The sequence below is a fragment of the Paenibacillus sp. 7523-1 genome, from assembly GCF_002276415.1.
GTDB classification, from domain to species: domain Bacteria; phylum Bacillota; class Bacilli; order Paenibacillales; family Paenibacillaceae; genus Paenibacillus; species Paenibacillus illinoisensis_A.
In genome coordinates this window covers 283527-305156 of the sequence record NZ_NPBR01000005.1, presented here as the reverse complement: position 1 = coordinate 305156, position 21630 = coordinate 283527, and the positions used below count along the sequence as shown (strand labels likewise).

Annotated in this window: 18 protein-coding genes and 1 pseudogene; 17 read left to right on the top strand and 2 right to left on the bottom strand. The window is 45.2% G+C overall.

Going from position 1 to position 21630, the window contains the following annotated elements:
- Position 1: 1 nt before the first annotated feature.
- From CHH60_RS04855 to CHH60_RS04825, 7 genes are all read left to right on the top strand, one after another.
- Positions 2-694 (top strand): response regulator transcription factor, encoded by a 693-nt coding sequence (locus CHH60_RS04855; RefSeq protein WP_095358180.1) that lies wholly within the window; start codon positions 2-4, stop codon positions 692-694.
- A gap of 119 nt (positions 695-813) precedes the next feature.
- Positions 814-2322, top strand: a complete 1509-nt coding sequence (locus tag CHH60_RS04850; protein WP_095358179.1) for an S-layer homology domain-containing protein — start codon at positions 814-816, stop codon at positions 2320-2322.
- 9 nt (positions 2323-2331) lie between these two features.
- Positions 2332-3033 (top strand): ankyrin repeat domain-containing protein, encoded by a 702-nt coding sequence (locus tag CHH60_RS04845; RefSeq protein ID WP_095358178.1) that lies wholly within the window; start codon positions 2332-2334, stop codon positions 3031-3033.
- Positions 3034-3615: 582 nt separating this feature from the next.
- Positions 3616-3786 (top strand): hypothetical protein, encoded by a 171-nt coding sequence (locus CHH60_RS30055; protein WP_217989972.1) that lies wholly within the window; start codon positions 3616-3618, stop codon positions 3784-3786.
- Positions 3787-3841: 55 nt separating this feature from the next.
- Complete coding sequence (locus CHH60_RS04835) at positions 3842-4357, top strand: nucleoside deaminase (protein ID WP_095358176.1); 516 nt, start codon at positions 3842-3844, stop codon at positions 4355-4357.
- A 119-nt stretch (positions 4358-4476) separates the two neighbouring features.
- Positions 4477-4953 (top strand): GNAT family N-acetyltransferase, encoded by a 477-nt coding sequence (locus CHH60_RS04830; protein ID WP_095358175.1) that lies wholly within the window; start codon positions 4477-4479, stop codon positions 4951-4953.
- A gap of 193 nt (positions 4954-5146) precedes the next feature.
- Positions 5147-6178: a phosphotransferase enzyme family protein gene (locus CHH60_RS04825; protein ID WP_095358174.1), complete on the top strand. Its 1032-nt coding sequence runs from the start codon at positions 5147-5149 to the stop codon at positions 6176-6178.
- Positions 6179-6216: 38 nt separating this feature from the next.
- Here CHH60_RS04825 and CHH60_RS04820 read toward each other — a convergent pair whose 3' ends face one another.
- On the bottom strand, positions 6217-6555 hold the full coding sequence (locus tag CHH60_RS04820; protein ID WP_095358173.1) for a winged helix-turn-helix transcriptional regulator: 339 nt from the start codon (positions 6553-6555) through the stop codon (positions 6217-6219).
- Positions 6556-6764: 209 nt separating this feature from the next.
- Between CHH60_RS04820 and CHH60_RS04815 the strand changes: the two are divergent.
- The 8 genes and pseudogenes from CHH60_RS04815 to CHH60_RS04780 form a co-directional block, all read left to right on the top strand.
- Positions 6765-7348 (top strand): annotated as a pseudogene (locus CHH60_RS04815) (arginase family protein); the annotation flags it as partial.
- 108 nt (positions 7349-7456) lie between these two features.
- A complete protein-coding gene (locus CHH60_RS04810; RefSeq protein ID WP_095358172.1) occupies positions 7457-7963 on the top strand; it encodes a GNAT family N-acetyltransferase in 507 nt (168 codons plus the stop codon).
- 248 nt (positions 7964-8211) lie between these two features.
- Positions 8212-8964, top strand: a complete 753-nt coding sequence (locus CHH60_RS04805) for a response regulator transcription factor (protein WP_095358171.1) — start codon at positions 8212-8214, stop codon at positions 8962-8964.
- Positions 8933-10588, top strand: coding sequence for a sensor histidine kinase (locus CHH60_RS04800; RefSeq protein WP_095358170.1), 1656 nt, complete (start codon positions 8933-8935; stop codon positions 10586-10588). The genes CHH60_RS04805 and CHH60_RS04800 overlap by 32 nt, the downstream gene beginning before the upstream one ends.
- 212 nt (positions 10589-10800) lie before the next feature.
- Entirely contained in the window at positions 10801-12438 is a 1638-nt protein-coding gene (locus CHH60_RS04795) for an extracellular solute-binding protein (RefSeq protein WP_095358169.1), read from the top strand.
- 114 nt (positions 12439-12552) lie between these two features.
- Positions 12553-13500, top strand: coding sequence for an ABC transporter permease (locus CHH60_RS04790; protein ID WP_095358168.1), 948 nt, complete (start codon positions 12553-12555; stop codon positions 13498-13500).
- Positions 13501-13510: 10 nt separating this feature from the next.
- Positions 13511-14398 carry a carbohydrate ABC transporter permease gene (locus tag CHH60_RS04785; RefSeq protein WP_095358167.1) on the top strand — a complete coding sequence of 296 codons (888 nt, stop codon included), beginning with the start codon at positions 13511-13513 and terminating at the stop codon, positions 14396-14398.
- A 33-nt stretch (positions 14399-14431) separates the two neighbouring features.
- Complete coding sequence (locus CHH60_RS04780; protein ID WP_095358166.1) at positions 14432-15568, top strand: glycoside hydrolase family 76 protein; 1137 nt, start codon at positions 14432-14434, stop codon at positions 15566-15568.
- Positions 15569-15711: 143 nt separating this feature from the next.
- Here the strand turns inward: CHH60_RS04780 and CHH60_RS04775 are convergent, their stop codons facing one another.
- On the bottom strand, positions 15712-17769 hold the full coding sequence (locus CHH60_RS04775; protein WP_095358165.1) for a GxGYxYP domain-containing protein: 2058 nt from the start codon (positions 17767-17769) through the stop codon (positions 15712-15714).
- A gap of 311 nt (positions 17770-18080) precedes the next feature.
- On the opposite strand from CHH60_RS04775, the gene CHH60_RS04770 reads away from it, so the two are divergent.
- The gene (locus tag CHH60_RS04770; RefSeq protein ID WP_095358164.1) at positions 18081-19229 is read left to right on the top strand and encodes a GntR family transcriptional regulator; all 1149 of its coding nucleotides are present in this window, start codon (positions 18081-18083) and stop codon (positions 19227-19229) included.
- 157 nt (positions 19230-19386) lie between these two features.
- Complete coding sequence (locus tag CHH60_RS04765; RefSeq protein WP_095358163.1) at positions 19387-21591, top strand: hypothetical protein; 2205 nt, start codon at positions 19387-19389, stop codon at positions 21589-21591.
- Positions 21592-21630 lie beyond the last annotated feature (39 nt).

The following is a 21630-nucleotide window of genomic DNA, read 5'->3' as shown; positions in this document are numbered from 1 at the left end:
AGTGACAAGCATATTAATCATTGAGGACGAAACAACAATTGCCGAACTGGAACGCGATTATTTTGAGCTTAACGGATTTACGGTGGAGCTCTGTCATAACGGAGAGGAAGGCCTGAAGCACGCTCTGGAGGGAGATTATAGTTTGATCATTGTTGACCTGATGCTTCCAGGGCTTGACGGATTCGAATGCTGCAGGCGTATACGTGAGGTGAAGGAAGTACCGATTCTTGTCGTCTCTGCCAAAAAAGAAGAGATCGATAAGATCAGAACCTTTAATTTGGGGGTCGATGATTTTATTACAAAACCGTTCAGCCCAAGTGAGCTGGTTGCTAGAGCAAAGGCTCATTTAACCCGCTACGAGAGACTGCTGGGCATGAGCAAACCGGTTGAGCAGGATGAGATTCACATTCGCGGGCTTCATATCGATAAAGGATCGCGCCGCGTTTTCTTGAACGGGGAAGAGGTCGCGATTACAACCAAGGAATTCGATCTACTTGTGTTTTTGGCGAGTCATCCGAACCGTGTGTTCAGCAAATCCGATCTGTTCGAGCGGATCTGGGGTATGGATTCCAGTGGAGACATAGCAACAGTTACGGTTCATATTCGCAAGCTGCGCGGTAAGCTGGAGACCAATCCCAAAAATCCGGATTACATTGAAACCGTATGGGGTGCGGGCTACCGGTTTACCGTTTAAGTTTCGGAAAAAATTAGTTTCTGTTTATATTTTGTTAATCATTTTGACCTTGGGAGTTTCTTTTTGTCCTCTATTCTATAGATACAGGCAAGAACAACCTATAGAGGAGGAATTCAACCATGAATCCGACAACCCGAAAAATCGCTGCATTTCTGACCATATCTGCATTAGGTACATCAATATTCCCGCTTGCTGCGAACCAAGTACATGCAGCTACATACGTTACAAACGCTGCCGCAACAACGGCACAGCTTAGCAGTCAGCAGATCGACACTGCCATCAAGGAACTGAACAGCTTGGGAATCATGAACGGATATGCCGATCAATCCATGGGTGAACAAAGAGCCATTACTCGCGCAGAACTAGCTTCACTAGTGTATAAAACCTTCAGTCTAGAAGACAAGACGGGAGATAGCGTAGATTTAACAGACGTTAATCCGGCTGCATGGTATGCAACTTATGCAACAAAGCTCGTTGAACTGGGCATCATGGAGGCAAATGACGGTCAATTCAATCCGCAAAGCCAAGTTTCCGATGCCGAACTTGAGCAGGTTGTATCCAAAGCGATGCAGCGTGACGTGAAATCCATTCACCATTGGATGAGCACGTTCTATGCCGAGAACGGGTCGTCTACCCGCGGCGAAACAGCGGTGCTGCTGAATACGGCCCGCCAAGCCATTCCTTCTGAGCAGGCTAAGATCGAGAGTGTACGATCACTGAATGCCATTACGCTGATCGTGACTTTTGATAAACCACTCACAGCAGCAGATGAAGTATTTGCCAAAGCACAAACGGATTTTGCGCTAAGTGGCGGATTGACGTTAACCAATATGCCTCGCCTGAAAACAGGATCAATTGCAACTTACATCGTTCCAACATCTGTTCAAAAAGCAGGTGAGGTGTATAACCTTACTTATAAAGGACAAGATGCAGGTTCCTTCGAAGGCAGTGGAACAAAATTAAACATGACGAAGGTTAGTCAAGTCACGAACGATACGTTCGAGATTGAAGCATTGCGGGAAAACGGTGTAGTTGATTATGGCTATATTATTTCGGCTTACAGCGGTGGTCGAGGAGCTAATGCGTTCGTGCTGGATGAGAAGGAACAAGCTGGAGGCCAAACGTATCAGATTATCTCTTCCATGCAAGCAAGACAAGTCATGATTACGCCGGAAGGCGGAGAACCGATCGTTGCCAGATATGTTCCGTTTACGCAATCAACAGACGGCAAACAAGAACCGAAGTTCAGATTGCCTGATGGACAGACCCTGCAATCCGGTGTCCAATATACCGTATCTTCGGACTGGGCGAACATCGATAATTCAACAATCACGGCACAATCATTTGATGCACTGCAAGTTGCAAGTGCACAGGCCGTGAGTGAAACCTCCATTGAAGTTACACTTGCACAAGATCCTGGGGATGAGCTCTTTTCGGGCCGAAGTGTAACGTTAACCTCCCCGAGCGGTGATACCCTGACGGCGACATATAAATATTCAAGCCGGAAAGGTGCAACAGGAGTTTTCGATCTCGTTAACGATGGCAAGTTAAGTCCAGACACGACCTATGAAGTCAGCCCAGTAGGGGATTGGAGTGTCGCTTCGGAGGTAACCGTAACGCTACAGTAAGGAGGCAGTATGAGCAAGTCAATATTGATAGCTATTCTAATCAGCACGGTGTTCGTCGTCCAAGGCTGTGCTCCGGCAGTAAATGACAACTCCATAGTGGAGGAGCAGGCAACTTCCCTGAATGAACAGCTTCTAGAAGCGGCGGAGGATTCAAACCCTGAGAGGATCGAAAGACTAATCCAAGAGGGTGCCGATATCAATGCTCAAGATAATAGCGGAAGAACAGCTGCGATGATTGCGACCTACAACCATGATCTGGCATCGGCTCAAATCCTGATTGAAGCTGGTGCAGATGTTAACATACAGGACGATATGAAGAACAACCCGTTTCTGTACGCTGGTGCTGAAGGGTACTTGGATATTTTGAAGCTCACAATTGATGCTGGAGCCGATCCATCGATGACGAATCGATATGGAGGAACAGCACTGATTCCCGCTTCAGAGCATGGATATGTGGATGTGATACGGGAGCTTCTGACTGAAACTTCAGTGGATGTGAATCATGTCAATCAATTGGGCTGGACGGCATTGCTTGAAGCGATCCTATTGAACGATGGGAATGCACGGCAGCAGGAAACGATCCAGCTGCTCATAGATCATGGAGCAGATGTGAATCTTGCGGATGCCGATGGTGTATCGCCTCTGAGTCATGCCAAGAAGAAGGGCTTCAAGGAAATCGAGGAGATTCTGCTTCAGGCAGGTGCGAAGTAGAGTAAGGGAAGATCGATAGTATGTAAAGAAACAGCATTGCAACGTAGCATGTGGATTATCTATTATGCATATGATTGTAGAAGAAGTCGCCGATATGGCGGCTTTTTTTGTTTTAGGGATAGAAGTTTGAAGGTTGAAATGAATACATTCCAATCCACTCGTTTTTCGGCTTTGCAATCGCAAATGTTAGGCTGAAGGGTGTTGGATATACCTTTTCACTTATAAAAATATATCTTTATTGGTGTAATATGGGTTATTATTTGAGAAGATTGAATCTTGCGGTGTGAATTTTAGGCGGAAAGGAACGGGAAAGTGGAAAGAACATTTAATACGATTTATTCAAGAGTGAAACGTAATTTGATAACGATGTCCATGATGGGAATTTATTTTTTTGTTAGTCTCAACAGGAGCGATGAGCGATGGTCTACGATTTTTCTCGCGTTTTTGATTATGTACATCATGATATATATCATTGTGCTGTTAAAAATGTTATTTACGAAACTAACGTTTACGTTCGGAACAGATTACGTTGTTTCCTCGAAGGGAAAGAAATTCGAAGCTTCTCAAATCAAGTGTATCTACATGAATAACCAGAGAATTGGTTTCAAACTGCATGGCCGGTGGTTAGTGCCGATGGAATTATGTTTCTTTTTTGATAAGAATGAAGAACGCGAAGGGTTACAGCAGCTTCACCAATGGGCAGAGCACAATAAGTTAGAAGTGAAAAGGAGATTCTTTCAGACATTGACGTAATATATCGGATGATAATAGTTTCATTCAGCTCAATCTCAAAGAGGTAGGTGTGAACATGGATCGAGACCGCATGTATCTTCTAAAAGCATTTGAACAGGCTGAAATGGCAAGAGATGAAGGAACCTTTCCCATTGGGGCAGTCATTGTTGATGACCATGGTGAGCTCATCAGTGTTGGCAGGAATAAAGTATTCTCCCAATATGACACAACCGCTCATGCGGAAGTAGAAGCAATTAGAAAAGCAGGTTCATTCATGTTGAATATGAAGAGCAAGAGATTCAACCAGAATAACGTTTTAACGTTATATACAACTTGTGAACCTTGCCCTATGTGCAGTTGTACCATAATGATGACATTCTCAATCAAGCGAGTGGTGTGGGCTGCCAACGATGTAGCTATGGGGGCAATGCGCAAGTTTTCAGAAGAATCTTTATTGTTGGATCAATTCAAAGACATATCTATTGAAGCTGCTCCATATAAAGATCTCGAAGTGAGGCAAAGAAAACTAATGGCAGATTTCAATACAAGTCGTGGTTATTTAAGCACAGACTGGCACTTGGAAAAGATGTGATTAAACATCAAGAAACCATCAGGAGACCACATTAAATCTATTTCAATAGAAGGCTGAAAGGATTCTTTTACGAAAAAATGCTCCTCTCCATAATGCCTGAAAGGAAAGGAGGATCAATCGTGATTACGCTCAGAAAGATTACATTGGATAACCGACGTACGATTTTTAACTTGGAAGTTGCAGAAGAGCAGCAAAAATATGTGGCATCCAATCTTTCAAGTGTAGCTTCCTGTTATGTTTTAGCGACCAATGGAGGCTCGCCTTTTCCATTTGCAATCTACGCAGATGAGCAACCTGTTGGGTTTGTAATGATTACGTATGGAATTACAGGTTATGATCTCTCCAACATCGCTGATAATAACTACTGCATATTACGACTCATGATAGACAAGCAACACCAGAATAAAGGATATGGCCGTGAAGCAATGATAGAGGTAATTGAATTCATTCGCACTTTTCCGGCGGGTCCGGCCAAACTTTGCTGGATTCCGTATAGCCCAGATAACCTGGCTGCGAAGAAGTTATACGAGAGCTTAGGCTTCAACGAGAACGGTGAAGTGTGTCATGGCGAGCTTGTAACGGTACTAGAACTCTGAATTATTTATATAAAATTCAAACCATGACAGTCCTGATGTCATGGTTTTTCTCTGGTTTGAGAATATATGAATCCCCTGACAGGTAAAAATCAGTTTCTAATGAAACGTTACCTATATCCCAAACAACATAATACCTATAATTATTTATATGAGGAACATGGACCAAAACAAATGAAGAGGAGTGAAGAAGTACATGAAGGACTTTTTTGGCTATGACACGATGGAAGAAAAAAAATCTCTGCTGGCTAGGGCCAGAAATGTGGCACTAACAGCATTACAGCAGTATGATTTGGCATGGGAACGCATTCAGTTTATACACTTATCCGATACGATCACGTACAAAATTGAAACAAGTACACCCGATTCTTATTTGCTTCGGATTCATTCCGATCGTTGGAGCAAGGAAGAAATACAATCCGAACTTCTATTTCTTCAATTCTTGGATGCAGTGGATGACATTCATGTCCCAGTGGGAATCGCTTCTCTTAATGGTGCTCATGTCGTAGAGATGGATACGATTGAGGGTTATAGACGACCGTATGTTACGGTGATGAAGTGGATGGAAGGAGAGCATGTGAAGGGCGAAATTACGGGTGCTATTGTTTCTAGAATGGGAGCGATGATGGGGAGGCTTCATGAAGCTGTTTCGGGCTTTAGCTTACCTCCCAACTTTGTACGTCCGGTCTGGGGAGCAGACGCTTTTCGAAGTGAGCTGGTGAAGCTTGAACGTTATTATAACCGATTTTTGTCGGATCAAGCCTGGACGGAATATCAACATGCTATCGAGAAGATATTAAGCAGACTTGCTGACATGGACAAAAATGAACAAAACTATGGAATAATTCATGCTGATTTGCACGCCGATAACATCGTTTTCAAAGATGGTCTACCGTATCCAATCGATTTTGGAAGATGTGGCTTTGGCTATTTTCTCTATGATCTGGCAGGTAGTTTAATTGGACTTTATCCCAGAGAACGAATGACCTTTATCCAAGGTTACGAGAACGTGAGAAAACTGGGAACAGATTATATTCGAGACTTGGAATGTTTCTTCATTATGTTCATGATTGAGAACTACTGTCATCACGCCTCTAATCCAGAAGAAACGTCAAATTTAGTGGATGAACAACCCTATGCTCAAGCATTAATCAGAGAATTTTTAAAAGGAAACCCTTTTTTGTTTGTTCCGATTGAACCAGTGGACGTGGGTAAGGTTCAACAGTGAATTGCAAACAATGAAATCATTGAATCGCTAGATACGAGTTAGGGTTGATTCCTAACTCCCCATTCACATAACTCTTCCATAATCGGCAGCAAGCTCTCTGCCTTAGCGGTGAGACTGTACTCGACCTTGGGTGGAACTTGCGGGTACTCCTTCCGGTTCACCAGACCATCGGTTTCCAACTCTTTGAGTTGTGAACTTAGCATTTTATAGGTTATCGCTCCAATTTGCCTCTTCAAGTCATTGAATCGAACGGTTTGACCTTCAGCCAGAAGGTAGAGGATCACCATCTTCCATTTACCTCCAATGACAGACACTGTATAACCAAAAGGGGTATCCTGAATGTTCTTCACTTTACCTTTATATTCAGCCATGCTCATACGTACACTATCCTTCCGGGTAGTACCTATCATTAAAGTGCGTACTACGATTATATTTTCGTTCAGTTTATACTAGCCTTACTTTCAAGTAAAGGTGAGTATCATATTTCTACAAAAACAATACGCTTGCTCATGCCGCAATGGCAGGGGGGACAACAATCCTGACATTCTTTTGGAGCCGAACTTTTAGCCTGTCTGGCACCCGATAAATTTGGATTGATGCACACAGTGATCTGGTTCGATATGTTGGCTATGATGACGGACATACGCTGCCACTCGGGAATCTTCTGGTGAGGGAGACGAGGAGTTCTCGAGACATGTGAAGGTTCCTTTGAAACCCGAAAATATCTTTATGGCTGGATTGGCAGTTCCTACAGAACAAGAGATGGAAGTGATTTCGGAAGCATTTGAAAGATTGGGTGTATACACTGAGGAATCAGATAGAGAAGTCATTCAAAGAATGGGAATCAAAACAGCCGGAACAGAGGAGTTATCCAACAGCACAGAAGTGATTAAAGAATGGATCAGAGAAAGTGGGATCAAACATCTCGCTATCCATATTGATCTGGATGTGCTGGACCCCCAAAAATTCCGTTCTCTACTATTTGCTAACCCTGACGAACCGTATGTTTTCTCACCTGCCGGAAGCATGCAATTACCACAACTTCTGCACTTGCTTAAGGAGCTGTCTGAGGAAACAGAGGTCGTGGGACTGGGTATAAACGAGCATATGCCGTGGGACGCGATTCATATGAGAGATCTGCTCAGCGAGATACCGATATTAAATACGTAATTGTGCAAAGATTCGAACATAGGTGTGGCTAACATTCTATCGGAATATTTGATACGATGTAGGGAGTCTGAATTAATTGAATAGAGAGCTAAGAAAGGCAGGCTGACCATGAATCTTATCTTTCCGAAAGTTAGTACACCTGAAGAAATCGCTGAGCTGTCCCGATTGGCCGCCGGAATTTGGCAGGAATACTACGTATCCATTATTACGCTTGAACAGATTGATTACATGATTCAACAATACCAATCGGTATCAGCTGTTACAGAACAAATCCATGAGCAGGGCTATGAATATTATTTCATGCAACGTGATGATAAGCCTGTAGGATATATGTCTGTAAGAGTAGAGGAAGGAAAAATGTTTCTGAGTAAGTTTTACATCGGGAAGGAACATAGAGGCCAAGGCTTTGCCAGCCTGGCGTTCGCTTTTCTGGAGCATCAATGTATAGAACGAGGCATTAACCTGATCTGGTTGACTGTCAATCGCCATAACGAATCAAGTATTGCTGTCTATGAGAAAAAAGGATTCAGGACTGTCCGGGAACAGGTTGCGGATATCGGCAATGGATTTGTGATGGATGATTTTGTTATGGAAAAGGCAATCCACGTATCCTAAACGAAGCTTTCAGGTCAGTTCAACAGGACGAGTCAGACAATGAATGAATTACTCATTAGCATAAGAGGAGAAGTCGCTTAAATAGCGGCTTTTTTTATTGGATAAAACACGGATCTAAAAATGCACATATTAATGAAAGCCCTTTCTTCATTCTATGATATACTACGTTGTAACTGACAACCCATGAATAACGAAGAGATATTTCTGCTGGTTATCCTCTCACTTTCACGCGCAAAGGAGATGTCTGGATGTTTAATGTTCTTGTTGTGGATGATGAGTGTGTTCAAAGAGAAGGAATCAAGGATTTGATCGCCCTGTATGGATTTCCTTTTCACATCATGGAAGCGGAGAACGGAAAGAAAGCAGAGCAGCTATTGATACGAAATGCAATCGATATTTTGATTACCGATGTCAAAATGCCGCTCATGGACGGACTGGAACTTAGCAGGATCGCACGCAAAACACAGCAAAATATCGATATCGTTATTTGCAGCGGGTATGATGAGTTTGAATATGCACGCAGTGCCCTAAGGCTCGGTGTCGTCAATTATTTGCTCAAACCGCTTATGAAGGAAGAGTTTTTGCAGGTGATGGTGGAGATTACGAAAATGAGTCCTTACGCTGGGAAGCCTGAGCCTGAAACGATGGAAATGAAGGTGATCCGACAGGTGAAGGACTATGTGAAGGATCATTATCAGAAAGATATCTCTCTAACAGAAGCAGCTCACGACGTGTACCTGTCTCCAGGATACTTAAGCATTCTGTTTAAGAAAGAAACCGGAGAGAACTTCTCCAAATATCTGACGGATTACCGGTTGAGCCGTGCGAGCCATCTGCTTGTTCACTCCAATATGAAAATTAATGATGTTGCGGTGGCTGTCGGCATTGACAACCATTCATATTTTGCCAAGCTGTTCAAAAACAAGTTCGGCGTTAGTCCGTTACAGTTCAGAGAGTGCGGGGTGCTTCATGATCGGGTGGATCAAGAGCAGGTTCAATGATATCAGGTTCCGCAACAAATTATTGCTGTCTCATCTGGTCATTGCCCTCATTCCCATTCTTTTGCTTGGGCTGCTCTCTTTCATTCAATCCTATCGTATTCAGATGAGAGAGCTGCGAAGCGAAGCTGAAGCAAGCATGGAACAGGTAGCCAGCATTATGGATTACAAAATCAATCGTTACAATACGCTTAGTGAGTTTATGGTACTTAATCGAGATTTCTCACAGATTTTTACCAAAGACTACGATGAAAATTATTATCAGATGTACCTGGATTTTCGTGACATTATGGAGCCGATGATCTCGAACATCAAAATGATGGACGATGATATTGAAGGGATCACCTTCTACACATCCGGAGAACTGCTCGGAATTCGCAATAACATATTGCCGATAGGGGAGCTCAGGAGCAAGGCGTGGTACGATGGTTTCCGGGGCAGACGCTGGATAGTGGACGGAGAGAAGCTCTACCTGGTTCAGGAACTGATCAGCAATCCCAGAGACAGCAACTTTATGGTCATATCCATACAGCATGACAGCATTTTTGGAGATCTGGATAATCTGTCTGAGCACGTATCCGTTCATATGGAAGATCCGGATCAACATATCATTTTTCAGGAAAAAAGAAAGCGGATTGGTGCAGTCGATTTGGAGAAAAGGGAAATAACAGACCTGAGCTTAAGCCGATCCCTTGCCAGCAATGGCTGGACGATCTACTACAATTTGCTGAATACCAATGCCTACGCGAATGCAATGAGCATTTTTCAAATCACATTATTCGTCATCATCCTCAGTCTGATCATAACCTTTCTGCTGATATATATCATCTCCACTAACTTTACACGCCGAATTCTTCGCCTCAAGACCAAAGTCGACAAGGTGGAACGAAACAATCTGGATGTGATCATTCAGAGCTCCTCCCGTGATGAATTTGGTGAGCTGACGAATGGGATTGGGAAGATGCTCAGAAGGATCAACAGTCTGATCTCACAGGTCTATCGCGCTGAGATCGCCAAGAAGGAAAGTGAATATAACAGGCTGATTAGTCAGATTAATCCTCATTTTCTGTATAATACACTCTCATTTATCAGATGGAGGGCCGAGAAGAAGGCCGATATTGAAACAAGCTATATGGTATCAGCGTTAGCACGTTTCTACAGAACGACGTTGAATCAAGGAAGGCATATGACCACGATTGAGGCTGAGATTCAGCATATTAAGGCATATCTGGACTTGCAGCTCATTATGAATGATGGTCTGTTTGACGTGGATTATGATGTTGACGAAGCGGTACAGCTGGAACAAGTCATTCATTTTGTGCTGCAGCCGATTGTGGAAAATGCGATTAAGCATGGTTTTGTAGAGGCAGCAGCGAAGGATTACTGCATTCAGATTACGGTCCGGCGAGTGAGCGAAGGCATCAGTTTAGCTGTTACGGATAATGGCGTAGGCATGACCTCACAGCAGATCACACAGCTGTTAACCAGTGAAAATGGAGGCTGCGGTGTGCGCAATGTTAATGACCGAATGAAGCTCTATTACGGGCAGGACTATGGGCTCGTTATTCGTAGTGAACCCGGTTGTGGAACAGAAGTATCCATGGTGATTCCGGCATCTTCACCGTAAGCAGCAGGAATACTCCAAATAAAATGCTAAGAAACGAAGGCGGTTGCTGCGGCAGCCGCTTATTTTGTTTCCGTGTTAGAAATTACAAGGCCCACAAGATAATTGAGGTCATGAAAAAAGTGATACATATCCGAAAAAAATTGCATATACGCCAAAAATGAAAACGCATACAATTTGGTTATTCAAGTAAATCACATAAAGGGGATGACAGGATGCACAAACGGAGCAAGATCGCTTCACTGATGATGGCCTGTATGGTGCTGGTTGTATTTAGTGGCTGCAGCGGGGGTAACAGTGATAACGCACAGCCGCAGATTTCAGAGCAGGACTACGAACCTTACGGCAAGTATGAGACGCCAGTCGAGTTCACGATCGGCCGTAATACCAATCATGTGAATAACCTGCCTCCTGGTGACACCATTGAGGACAATTTGGCCACACGGTATGTAGAAGATCGGGTGAATGTCAAAGCGAAGGTGGCTTGGGAAACAGACGACATGGATCAGAAGCTGTCCTTATCCATGACCACGGGTGAATTGCCTGACGTTATGTTAGTTAGCCGTGAGATATTTAATCAGTTAGTAGATAATGATCTGATCGCCGATATGACAGAGGTTTATGAGAAGACAGCATCCGAAGGTGTGAAGAACATCTATGGCTCCTACGGCGATTTGCTGCTCGATCAGGTGAAGGTCGATGGCAAAATTATGGGGCTTCCGATGACAAACATCGGTAATCAGCACCAATTGCTGTGGATTCGGAAGGATTGGGTAGATAAGGTGGGTGCCAAGCTGCCAGAAACCGCCGAAGATGTGTGGAATCTCGCCAGAACATTTGTTGAAAAGGACGTATCTGGCACAGGCAAGACGGTGGGCATGGTGATGGATTCGAATGCGATGAATTTTAGCCCGATGTTCGCGACGCATGGCGCGTTTCCAACGAATTGGATCGAGAAAGAGGGCCAGGTGGTATACGGATCCGTTCAGCCTGAGATGAAGCAGGCACTCGCTGAGGTTAGCTCCATGTACAAAGAAGGCTTGATTGATAAACAATTTGCAGTCCGGTCGAGTGAAGAGAAGGAAGCGCTGGTGATCAACGGGCAGGCAGGAATTGTCTTTAATCCATGGTGGATCGGCTATACCAATTACAAGGATTCCATCAAGCAAAATCCCGAAGCCGTATGGGTCGCGGTATCTGCACCGCTGGATCAGGATGGCAAGTTCAAAACGATTCGTCAGGATCCTGTAGGGGGAGGAATTGTTGTCGTGAACAAGAATTTTGCCCATCCTGAAGCCATAATGAAATCGGTCAATCTGACTACGGATTTTCTGTATTCCTTAACGGATGATGCGATTAACTACAAGAAGGAACATCCCGATGAGATGTTGACTGATGCGAGCCGCTGGAATAACGATCCTACTCAGATTCCAATGCAGGTTGATTATGACGATGTGCTCAAGCGCTATTACGAAGATCTCATGAAAGCCGATGAGTCCGGAGATGCTTCCACCGTTCAGGAAGACCGGGTTGTCTCGTTCAAGGCTTATCAGGAATTCAAAGAGAAAGGCAATGACGTTGACGTCAACACCTATGGCGAATATCTATCTCGAATTGAAGGACAACGAGAAGCGAATAATCCCAATCTGGAAGTGACTCCTGCAGGCTTTTACGGGACTACAGAGACGATGAAGCTGAAATGGGCGAACCTGCAAAAGCTGGAAGAGGAAACAATTCTCAAGATCATTATGGGGCAAGCGCCTATTGATGAATTTGATACGTTTGTCGATACATGGAAGCGCACAGGCGGAGATGAGATTACAGAGGAAGTGAATGAGATGGCTCAAAGGTAATACAGACTGTGTGAAGCAGGACCGCAGTATAGCGGAAGCCTGGTACCAGACTTCCGCACTTCTTTTTGCGATATGAGCTGCCTGTAGATACAGCAAGATGGAGGTGAGAAGGCAATGGCGCAAGCAGAAACGTCGATACCACCCAAAAGGGAACTACGATCAGTCCAGAAGAAACGTAAGCGATTTGACGAAATGACCTATCATTTTATGCTGCTGCCTGGCATGGTGATGCTGTTTATTTTCTCGATTGTGCCCATGTTCGGTGTAATCATGGCGTTCCAGAAGTTCATTCCTGCCAAAGGCATATTCGGTTCCAAATGGGCGGGGCTCAGCAACTTCACCTATATGTTTCAACTGCCGGACGCGAAGCAGATTTTTATCAACACGCTGGTCATCGCGGTCGGGAAAATTGTGCTGGGATTGATTGTCCCTATTGTATTCGCCCTTCTGCTTAATGAGGTTCGTTTGAAAGTGTTCAAGAGCTCGATTCAAACAATTGTGTACTTACCGCATTTTATGTCATGGGTTGTCTTGGGCACGATGCTGACCATGATATTTTCTTTTGACGGCATGATTAACAATTTCCTTGAGCTTCTCGGTTTGGAACGCATCATGTTTCTGGCAAGCAACGATTGGTTCAGACCGCTGCTGATTGTAACGGATACCTGGAAGGAGTTCGGTTACGGAACCATAGTCTATCTGGCGGCATTAACGGCAATTAACCCTGCCTTGTATGAATCCGCTGCAATGGATGGTGCGAATCGTTGGAAGCAGACGCTCCATATTACGCTGCCAGGCATGTTTCCAACCATTATCCTACTGGGTACATTGAGTCTCGGAAACGTACTTAATGCCGGATTCGATCAGGTGTTCAACCTGTATAATCCGCTTGTATATGAAACGGGTGATATCATTGATACCTTTGTGTACCGCATGGGTCTGATCAATATGCAGTATTCGTTCGCAACAGCCATTGGTTTGATGAAGTCGGTAATCAGCTTTGTTCTGATTGTCATTTCGTATAAACTGGCTTCCAAGTATGCAGGGTACAGAATTTTCTAGGAGGGTTAGCATGATTCAATCCAAAACACTCGGTTCCAGGCTATCCCGACTATTGATTATGTTCACGTTGATCCTGATTACATTCATGTCCCTGGCCCCGATTGTAAATACGATTATGGTTTCCATCAGCAGCAGTACGGCAGTTAATGCAGGCCGGGTTTATTTTCTTCCGGTGGAGCTGAACTTCTCATCCTACGCACAGATTTTGAAAGATACGAAGTTCTGGAATGCGTTTCTGATTTCGGTTGAACGGGTGGTGCTTGGCGGTGCGATCAATATGATTTTGACCATTCTAATGGCCTATCCATTGTCACGCAGTATTTCACAGTTCAGATCCCGGAACACATACATGTGGGTTATCGTGTTTACGATGTTATTTAGCGGAGGTATTGTTCCTTGGTACATGGTGATTAGCAAGCTAGGGCTGATTAACAGCATCTGGGCGCTGGTTTTACCGGGTGCGGTACCCGTATTCAATGTGATTCTGCTCATGAACTTCTTCAAAGGCATACCCAAGGAACTTGAAGAGGCTGCCTTTATTGACGGAGCGAGTCCGATCAAAATTCTGCTTAACATCTTCATCCCGATTTCCATGCCGAGTTTGGCGACCATTATGTTATTTGTCATCGTTGGACATTGGAATAACTTCTTTGACGGAATCATTCTCATTAACGACAGCTCCAAAATACCACTACAGACTTACCTGCAGCGGCTTAGTCTCACGCGAGACCAAATGCAGAATCTCTCTGTTGAACAGCTTCAGCAGTATAATAAAATTTCGAACACGACTTTGAATTCTGCCAAAATTCTGGTCTCGATGATTCCCATACTTTTAATCTATCCTTTTCTACAGCGTTATTTGATCCACGGTATCGTCCTCGGGGCAGTAAAGGAATAATCTGATGACTTTAAGAAGGGAAGGGATATTCGAATGCGAAAGAAGAAAATCGTAAGTCTGACGGTGGTGCTCAGTATAATTCTGGTTACGACGATGGGTGCAAGTGGTGGAGGCAAAAAGCACTATGCCAGTCAAGCGCAGTGGGCGCAAGAGAAACTGGAACAGTATTACTGGAACGATGAAGCACAAATGATGAATAACGCTTATCCTTCGACACCGGAAGGTGAAGAGCCTCTGAATTATTGGTGGAAAGCTCATGCGGTTGATGCACTGGTAGACGGATACGAACGAACAGGTGACGAAGCGTATACGGAACGGGCGGAAGAACTGGTGCGCAGTATTATTGAACGCAATGGTTCGCTTCATAATGAATTTTATGATGATATGGAATGGCTGGCTCTTGCTGCTCTACGCCTTTACGATGCCACAGGCAGTGAAGAAATGAAAGATTACGTGCTGGAACTCTGGACAGATATCAAGACAGCCTGGTGGGAAGATGACCTTGGAGGCATGGCTTGGAAGAAGGACCAGCGATACAACCGTAATGCGTGTTCAAGTGGTCCGGCTTCGATTCTGGCAGCAAGGCTGTATGAGCGTTTTGGTGATCCTCAGGATCTGGAATGGGCTCAAAAAATATACGACTGGGAAAAACGCTATCTCGTTAATCCGCAAACAGGACTTGTCGCAGATGGCTTGGTGCTGCGTGAAGACGGTACACTTGATGTGAATGAAGCATGGATCTTCACCTATAACCAGGGCACATTCATAGGTGCCGGAGTAGAACTCTACCGGATTACGGGAGATCAGGTGTATTTGCAGGATGCAGAGAAGACAGCAGCAGGTTCCCTGAAGACCTTGACGAATCAGAAAACAGGAATTTTCTTAGAAGATGGGGATGGAGATGGTGCCTTGTTCAAAGGCATATTGATCCGTTATATGGCGGAGCTGTATGATGCCGGGCATAACAAGACTCTGAAGCAAGCGATCTTCCGAAATGCAGATGCGTTATCGAAAGGCAGCCGGAAAAACGGATTATTCGGTCAGGCCTGGGGTCAACCCGCTCAGAATCCGCTCCATCTTACGGCCCAGCTAAGCGGTGTCTTTCTGCTTGAGGCAGCTGCGAAGCTGGAGACAGGTAAACATTCCAAGCCAGGAAAACAACAGAAATAGCAAAAGTTAAAAAAGTGTTAGGTTGAAACCTTTTGGGCATGAGCAATTCGGATTGTCGCACTACGTAAAAGAAGCATCGTAGCCCTATTAAGGGTTACGATGCTTTTAAGCGTTGGGGTACTATGCCGTATGAAGCATGAAGACTATTTAATAGCAGGCAATTGCTTACTTTCTCGAATGAGGGAGAAATAGTCATCCGCTCGAACCACTTCAAATTCTCCTCCCAGCTCTTCGGTGAGTGCAAGTGCATCGGATGGAGTCATGCTCCAGGCAAGCAATCCAAGAGAAATGAACAACGGCGACTTTCCATCCCAGGTCGCTTTTGCTTCATTGAGGACCTGTAGCCCGTCCTGGGCCGTACTTATTCCACGAATCGTAGATACCGGCAGACTTTTGCCAACGATCTCAACGCCATAGTTATCTTCATAACTAATGAATAGACCTGGCGAATGATAGTCTTTCTCGTAAGCGTTTGCCTTAAATGGGGTGAGTGGTATATTTTCGCTGTCTTCCCGGTTTAAAACATACGAGATTGTCATACCAGTCTTTTTGAGATATTTTTCGGTTTGTTGCAAAAATTGCCGAAAGCTCGAATCTGGCCATGCACCCGGATAGAAATATCCCGCACCGGATGGTCCGGCAATCAGCAGATCATTGGCAGTCGCCGTATTTACATAATGATTCAATATCGCTGGTGCGCCCTCATAGAGAAGCGGGCTTGACGTCCAGTTGAGTGGAACCTTGCCTCGCGCCGGATCGTCCCACATCACTCGCATGCGATGCTGATTGTATTGAAAATTATCGCCTTCAGTGAAGGTATACGTTACATAAATTTTATTCTCCAACTGGGGACGTGGAGATTTTTGGACAGGCTTGAACTTCGGCTCGGTTCCCGAGAATACAGTCAGATTACTGAACCAGTCGGCAGCGAGTACGTAAACACCATAACGGGAGGCAATTTCAACAGAGCTGAATTCACCTTCCACATCATTGCTAAACCAGCCAAGGTAGGGAGTTCCCGATTTTACATCAGACATGATTTTCTCAAAAAGAGCTTTTTGCTCAGGTACATTGGAGTCAAGCCAAAACACCATCGCTTTATTGGCGACCGCATAGTCCCTTAAATAACCATAGGGTTCACGCTGTTCTGCAGAGAGAGGACGGATATTCCCAGCGGATACCTTATACTGGTTCCACATGTCCACTTCAGCCGTCAGTTCCTTCGTTCCGGCAGGAGGACTGAATTCATACACAAAATAATTGCCATTATCGGCGAACCGATGACCGCCCTGACCCTCAGCAACCTTGGAATTCTGTCTGTCATACAGAAATGCTTCTTCTTCGGGGGTGCCTGCAACGAAGTTTGCAATTACTTTGCCATCTGCCTTCAATGTGACTTCATGCACGGCTGGTCCCCAGCCATCCTGAGTTATAGCGTCATCAAACCGAAGGTATACCTCGGACTTGCCAAGTAAAGAAGAAAGGTCAAGGGAGTATATGTCTCGGTTGCTGGCATCACGTATTGGCTGCTCTTCCTCAGCAATGGTCACAAAGGACTCCGGAAGGCCGGATGGAATTCGAATCGCTGTATCCGGACCAAGTCCGACTAACATCTGGTGGGTCGTTTCCTTCCACAGATTCTCATATTGCCAGGTATAAGCATCAAGCCGGCTGCTGAATTTGCCCTGCAGATCATCAAGGATCTTCAGTTTATATGGGGCTTTGGACAATCGGGCGGCAAGCTCTGGACTGGCAACAACCGCATCTTTCAGACCAGCAAGCGTGGTGGCCACATTAATTGAATCAGGCAACTTCGGGTCATACACAATCATGCCTTTGACATCGTTACGATATGCCGAGAACACTTTCCAGTAATCCTGATGAAGCGTATAGGGCACATTGAGATCATTGAGCCAGGTCATTTTTCCTTCTTCCTGGGACTCGATCAGATAAATCCGCGGTTGTTTCCTGTTAACGATCCCCTGCAACGTTGCAAAGAGCAATTTGATATCACCTGGCGCATCATAGATATCAGCTGCATCCAGATGTTTCGGCTTCTTGAAACTGGGTAGTTCCCGGTTAGCTTTGGAATCCACAGGCTTCGTGGTTTGAACAACGGTTTCCGAAGCAGAAGCCGCTCCAGCAGTTAAGGAAAAAGCACATAGGAAGGCTAAACAGAGCATCTTGAATCTACGAGCCATGGCGATTTCACTCCTTGTTTGTAGTCAGAAATTAGAGCGTGTGTATCCCTCAGTTATCTCATCCTCCTTTTGCGGCCGAAAGCCAGACACACTTCTCATTTCAAGATATATTAAATATATTCATATATGTTATTGCAAGGGTTTCGACAAAACTTCCCATTTTTTTAATGAAAAGCGACATTCCTATCCAGATATTTACCTGGAAGAGTAATATAATACTGCGGTTAAGTTCAGCTTGTTTATTGCGCTTGCTTGTGAAAGGATATATTATATATCTCAAATATTACGAATGAATTGGTGATGTGATCCGAATGAGTACAAACGAACGAATTCCGTTGTATCAGCAAATCCAGGACTATGTCAGACATATTATAACTACAGAAAAGATGAAACCCGGCGATCGCATACCGACAGAAAAGGAACTGATGGATCAGTTCCAGGTCAGCAAAATCACCGTGGCCAATGCCTTGACCGGATTAGCGAATGAAAAGTTGATCGACAGGGTGCCCGGTAAGGGGAGTTTTGTGGCTGAAGAAAACGATATCGTAGCTGCGCCGCGAGCAACGACGATTGCATTGAAGGGAAGAGAAGGTACACTGGCAACCGGGATGGTCGGTGTGGTTATGCCTTCAATCCATGATTACTTTGCCATCAGACTTGTTGAGGGAATTGAACAGGCGCTTAGCGAAAAAGGTTATCGCAGCATGGTCATGTTTACACAAGGCAGGCTGGATAAAGAGAAGGATGCCATCAAGGAACTGAAGGCACTTGGTGCTGAAGGCCTGTTAATTTTTCCTGTCGATGAGGAAAACTATAATGAGGAGATCCTTGGCATGAAGCTTTCTGGCTTTCCTTTTGTACTGATCGACCGCTATTTGCCTGGTGTCGAGACACACTATATTGCGGCGGATGGACGACGCGGTACAAAACTTGCCGTAGAGCATCTGTGGGAGCTTGGCCATCGCGATATCGCCATCTGTTCGGATTCGCCACTGCAAACCGTCACGGTTCAGGAGCGGATCGAAGGTTATATCGAGGCATTGAAAGGCAAAGGATCGTTAATTAATCCGGCCCACATGATTACAGATTTCCAACCTTTAAGTGTGCTTAAAGATGCGGAATCCCACCCCTTGTACAGGTATATAGTTAACCGAATGGTCACGGCATACATTTCGCTCAACGGAAGGCTTGGTGTGCAGATTTATCAAATGGCGAAGCAAGCAGGGCTTCGGGTGCCTGAAGATGTATCCATCGTAAGCTTCGACGACCCAACATCCATTGTGGAGGAATTCAGCATTTTTACCCATGTGAATCAGTTTGAACGAGATATGGGATACCAGGCTGCCGTTAAATTACTTGAAGTGCTGCATGGTCAGGAAGAAACGAAAAGTTATAGTAAAATACTGATTGAACCTGAACTTATGATACGCCAGACCACTGGCAAAGCTCCTCAAACCTGAAAAGGATGCACATGAAAACCTTCTCCGTCAACACCGGGAAGGTTTTTTATTTTATTAAAAAACATATTGAATATATTCAATCCATATATTATAGTCTAGAAAATGATGGATAATCATACAACACAGTCCAAACCACATATCACAAGGGGGTTAGAACGTGTCTCGAGACCGAAAGGAAGAGCGCACCGGATTTCAGGAATCTGCTCCGTATCATCCCGACTATGATCTGCAGACTGATTTTGTAATGGTTTATGGCATCGACGAATCCATGCCGGAACGCATCAAGCAGTGGAAAGACAAAGGATATATTGTGCATCTTATGACCGGGGTTGCCTGGGGAGAATACAACGATTACCTTGATGGCGAGGTAGATGGAATATCCCACTGGGATGAGGCTCAGATGGATCGTCACCAGCAGATGATTCTTCATGGGAATAAACCTGTTATTCCGTACATGGTACCAACCATTTCGTTCGGACGTTATCTAGGCGAGCGCATTCGAATCGCTGTAGATGCTGGCGTTGAGGCTATCCATCTGGAAGAGCCTGAATTTTGGGTGAATGGTGGATATTCTGAAGCTTTTAAGAGGGAATGGCAGCTGTATTACAAGGAATCCTGGATTCCGCCGCATGCTTCGCCGGATGCCCAATATCGTGCTTCCCAATTAAAGGCCTACTTATACACCCGGGCTCTTGATCGGTTGTGTGCCGAGATGAAGGATTATGCACTGCAGCGATATGGCCGTGTCCTCCGCTTTTACGTTCCAACGCACAGTCTGATCAATTACACGCAGTGGCGAATCGTCAGTCCGCAATCTCAACTTGTTGAGCTGGCTTCCATCGATGGATACATAGCACAGATCTGGACAGGGACATCGCGTACAGCCAATGTGTATGAAGGGGTTCGCAAGGAACGTACATTTGAAACCGCTTACCTTGAATACGGCGTGATGCAGGAACTGGTACGCGGAACCGACAGACGCATGTGGTTTCTGCATGATCCGATCGAGGATAACCCGAATTACACCTGGGCGGATTACAAACAGAACTATCTAAAGACGGTTGTCGCCTCTCTTCTGCATCCCGGGGTTGCCCATTACGAAGTTGCGCCATGGCCGCGAAGGATCTTTCAAGGGACTTACCCCACGGAAGAAGGTTCCGGCAAGGAGAGAATCCCCGCAGACTATGCAACAACGCTGCTTCAGGTCATGCATACGCTGGGTAACCTGGACCAGAATGTGAGCGAAGTCGATAAGAATTCGCTGCAAGTTGGTGTTCTTATTGCCGATTCTGCGATGTTTCAGCGAATGAAGCCTGATCCAGAGGCGCCTAATCCAGGAAAGTATGATGGAACAGATCCTGAAGGGTTTCAAGAAGAGGGGGATACCGAACTGCTCGATTTCTCTCCTTTTTATGGTCTTGCGCTTCCACTGCTAAAACACGGCGTGCCTGTCCGTCCCCTTTTACTGGATAATGTGCGGCGGTATCCGGGTTATCTGGCGCCCTACAATGTACTGGTCCTGAGCTATGAGTTTATCAAGCCACAGTATCCAGATGTTCATTATGTGCTGGCACAGTGGGTGCAGGATGGCGGGGCGCTGATCTATGTAGGCGATGATAGTGACCCCTATCATGATATTCGCGCGTGGTGGAATCTGGATCAGGAAGAGGGAAGGTCTGGAACCAAGTATCATTCCCCGCGTGAGCATTTGTTCGAGCAGCTTGGTCTGAAGGAGGAAGTGGGCCGCGCCCACCGGATAGGCAAGGGAGGGATGGTCTGGCTGAACGAACACCCAGCAGAATTTACACGATCCAGGGCAGGAGCTGATCTCCTTCGTCAATCGGTTCAAGATATCATTGCCGCGCTCAACCCATCAGCTATCCAGTGGGAACCGAGACCGTATTTCAAAATTAGACGCGGCCCTTACATCATCGGTTCTGTTTTGAATGAGTCGGTAAGCGAAGAACCCCTGGTCATATCCGGCCCAGTGGTGGATTTGTTTGATTCGAAGCTCTCTGTACTAAGCCAGGTGGTTCTGAAACCTGGAGAACAGGCGCTGCTCTATGATGTTGAGTCAGGACGTCCAGCGACTGGAGAAGTTTCCCTCATCGCGGCTTCTTCCCGAATCGAAAATTTGTCCGAATCGGGTACAGGTTTTCAATTTTTGGCGAAAGGACCCGCCCGTCTGCAAGCAACCGCGCGTTTGCACAGCAAGGTGAAGCCTGTATCGGCCCATTACATTGTTCAAGGTCAAGCGGTATCCGCAGCTTGGGAATGGGATCCGGATTCACAGACCGTGCTTGTTCAATACGAGCATGGGAATGAAAACAATGCAGAGGTACATGTGAGATGGTCTTCCTGATTTCTTAGCCCAATCACCGTAACAGAGAGGAGCAACGAA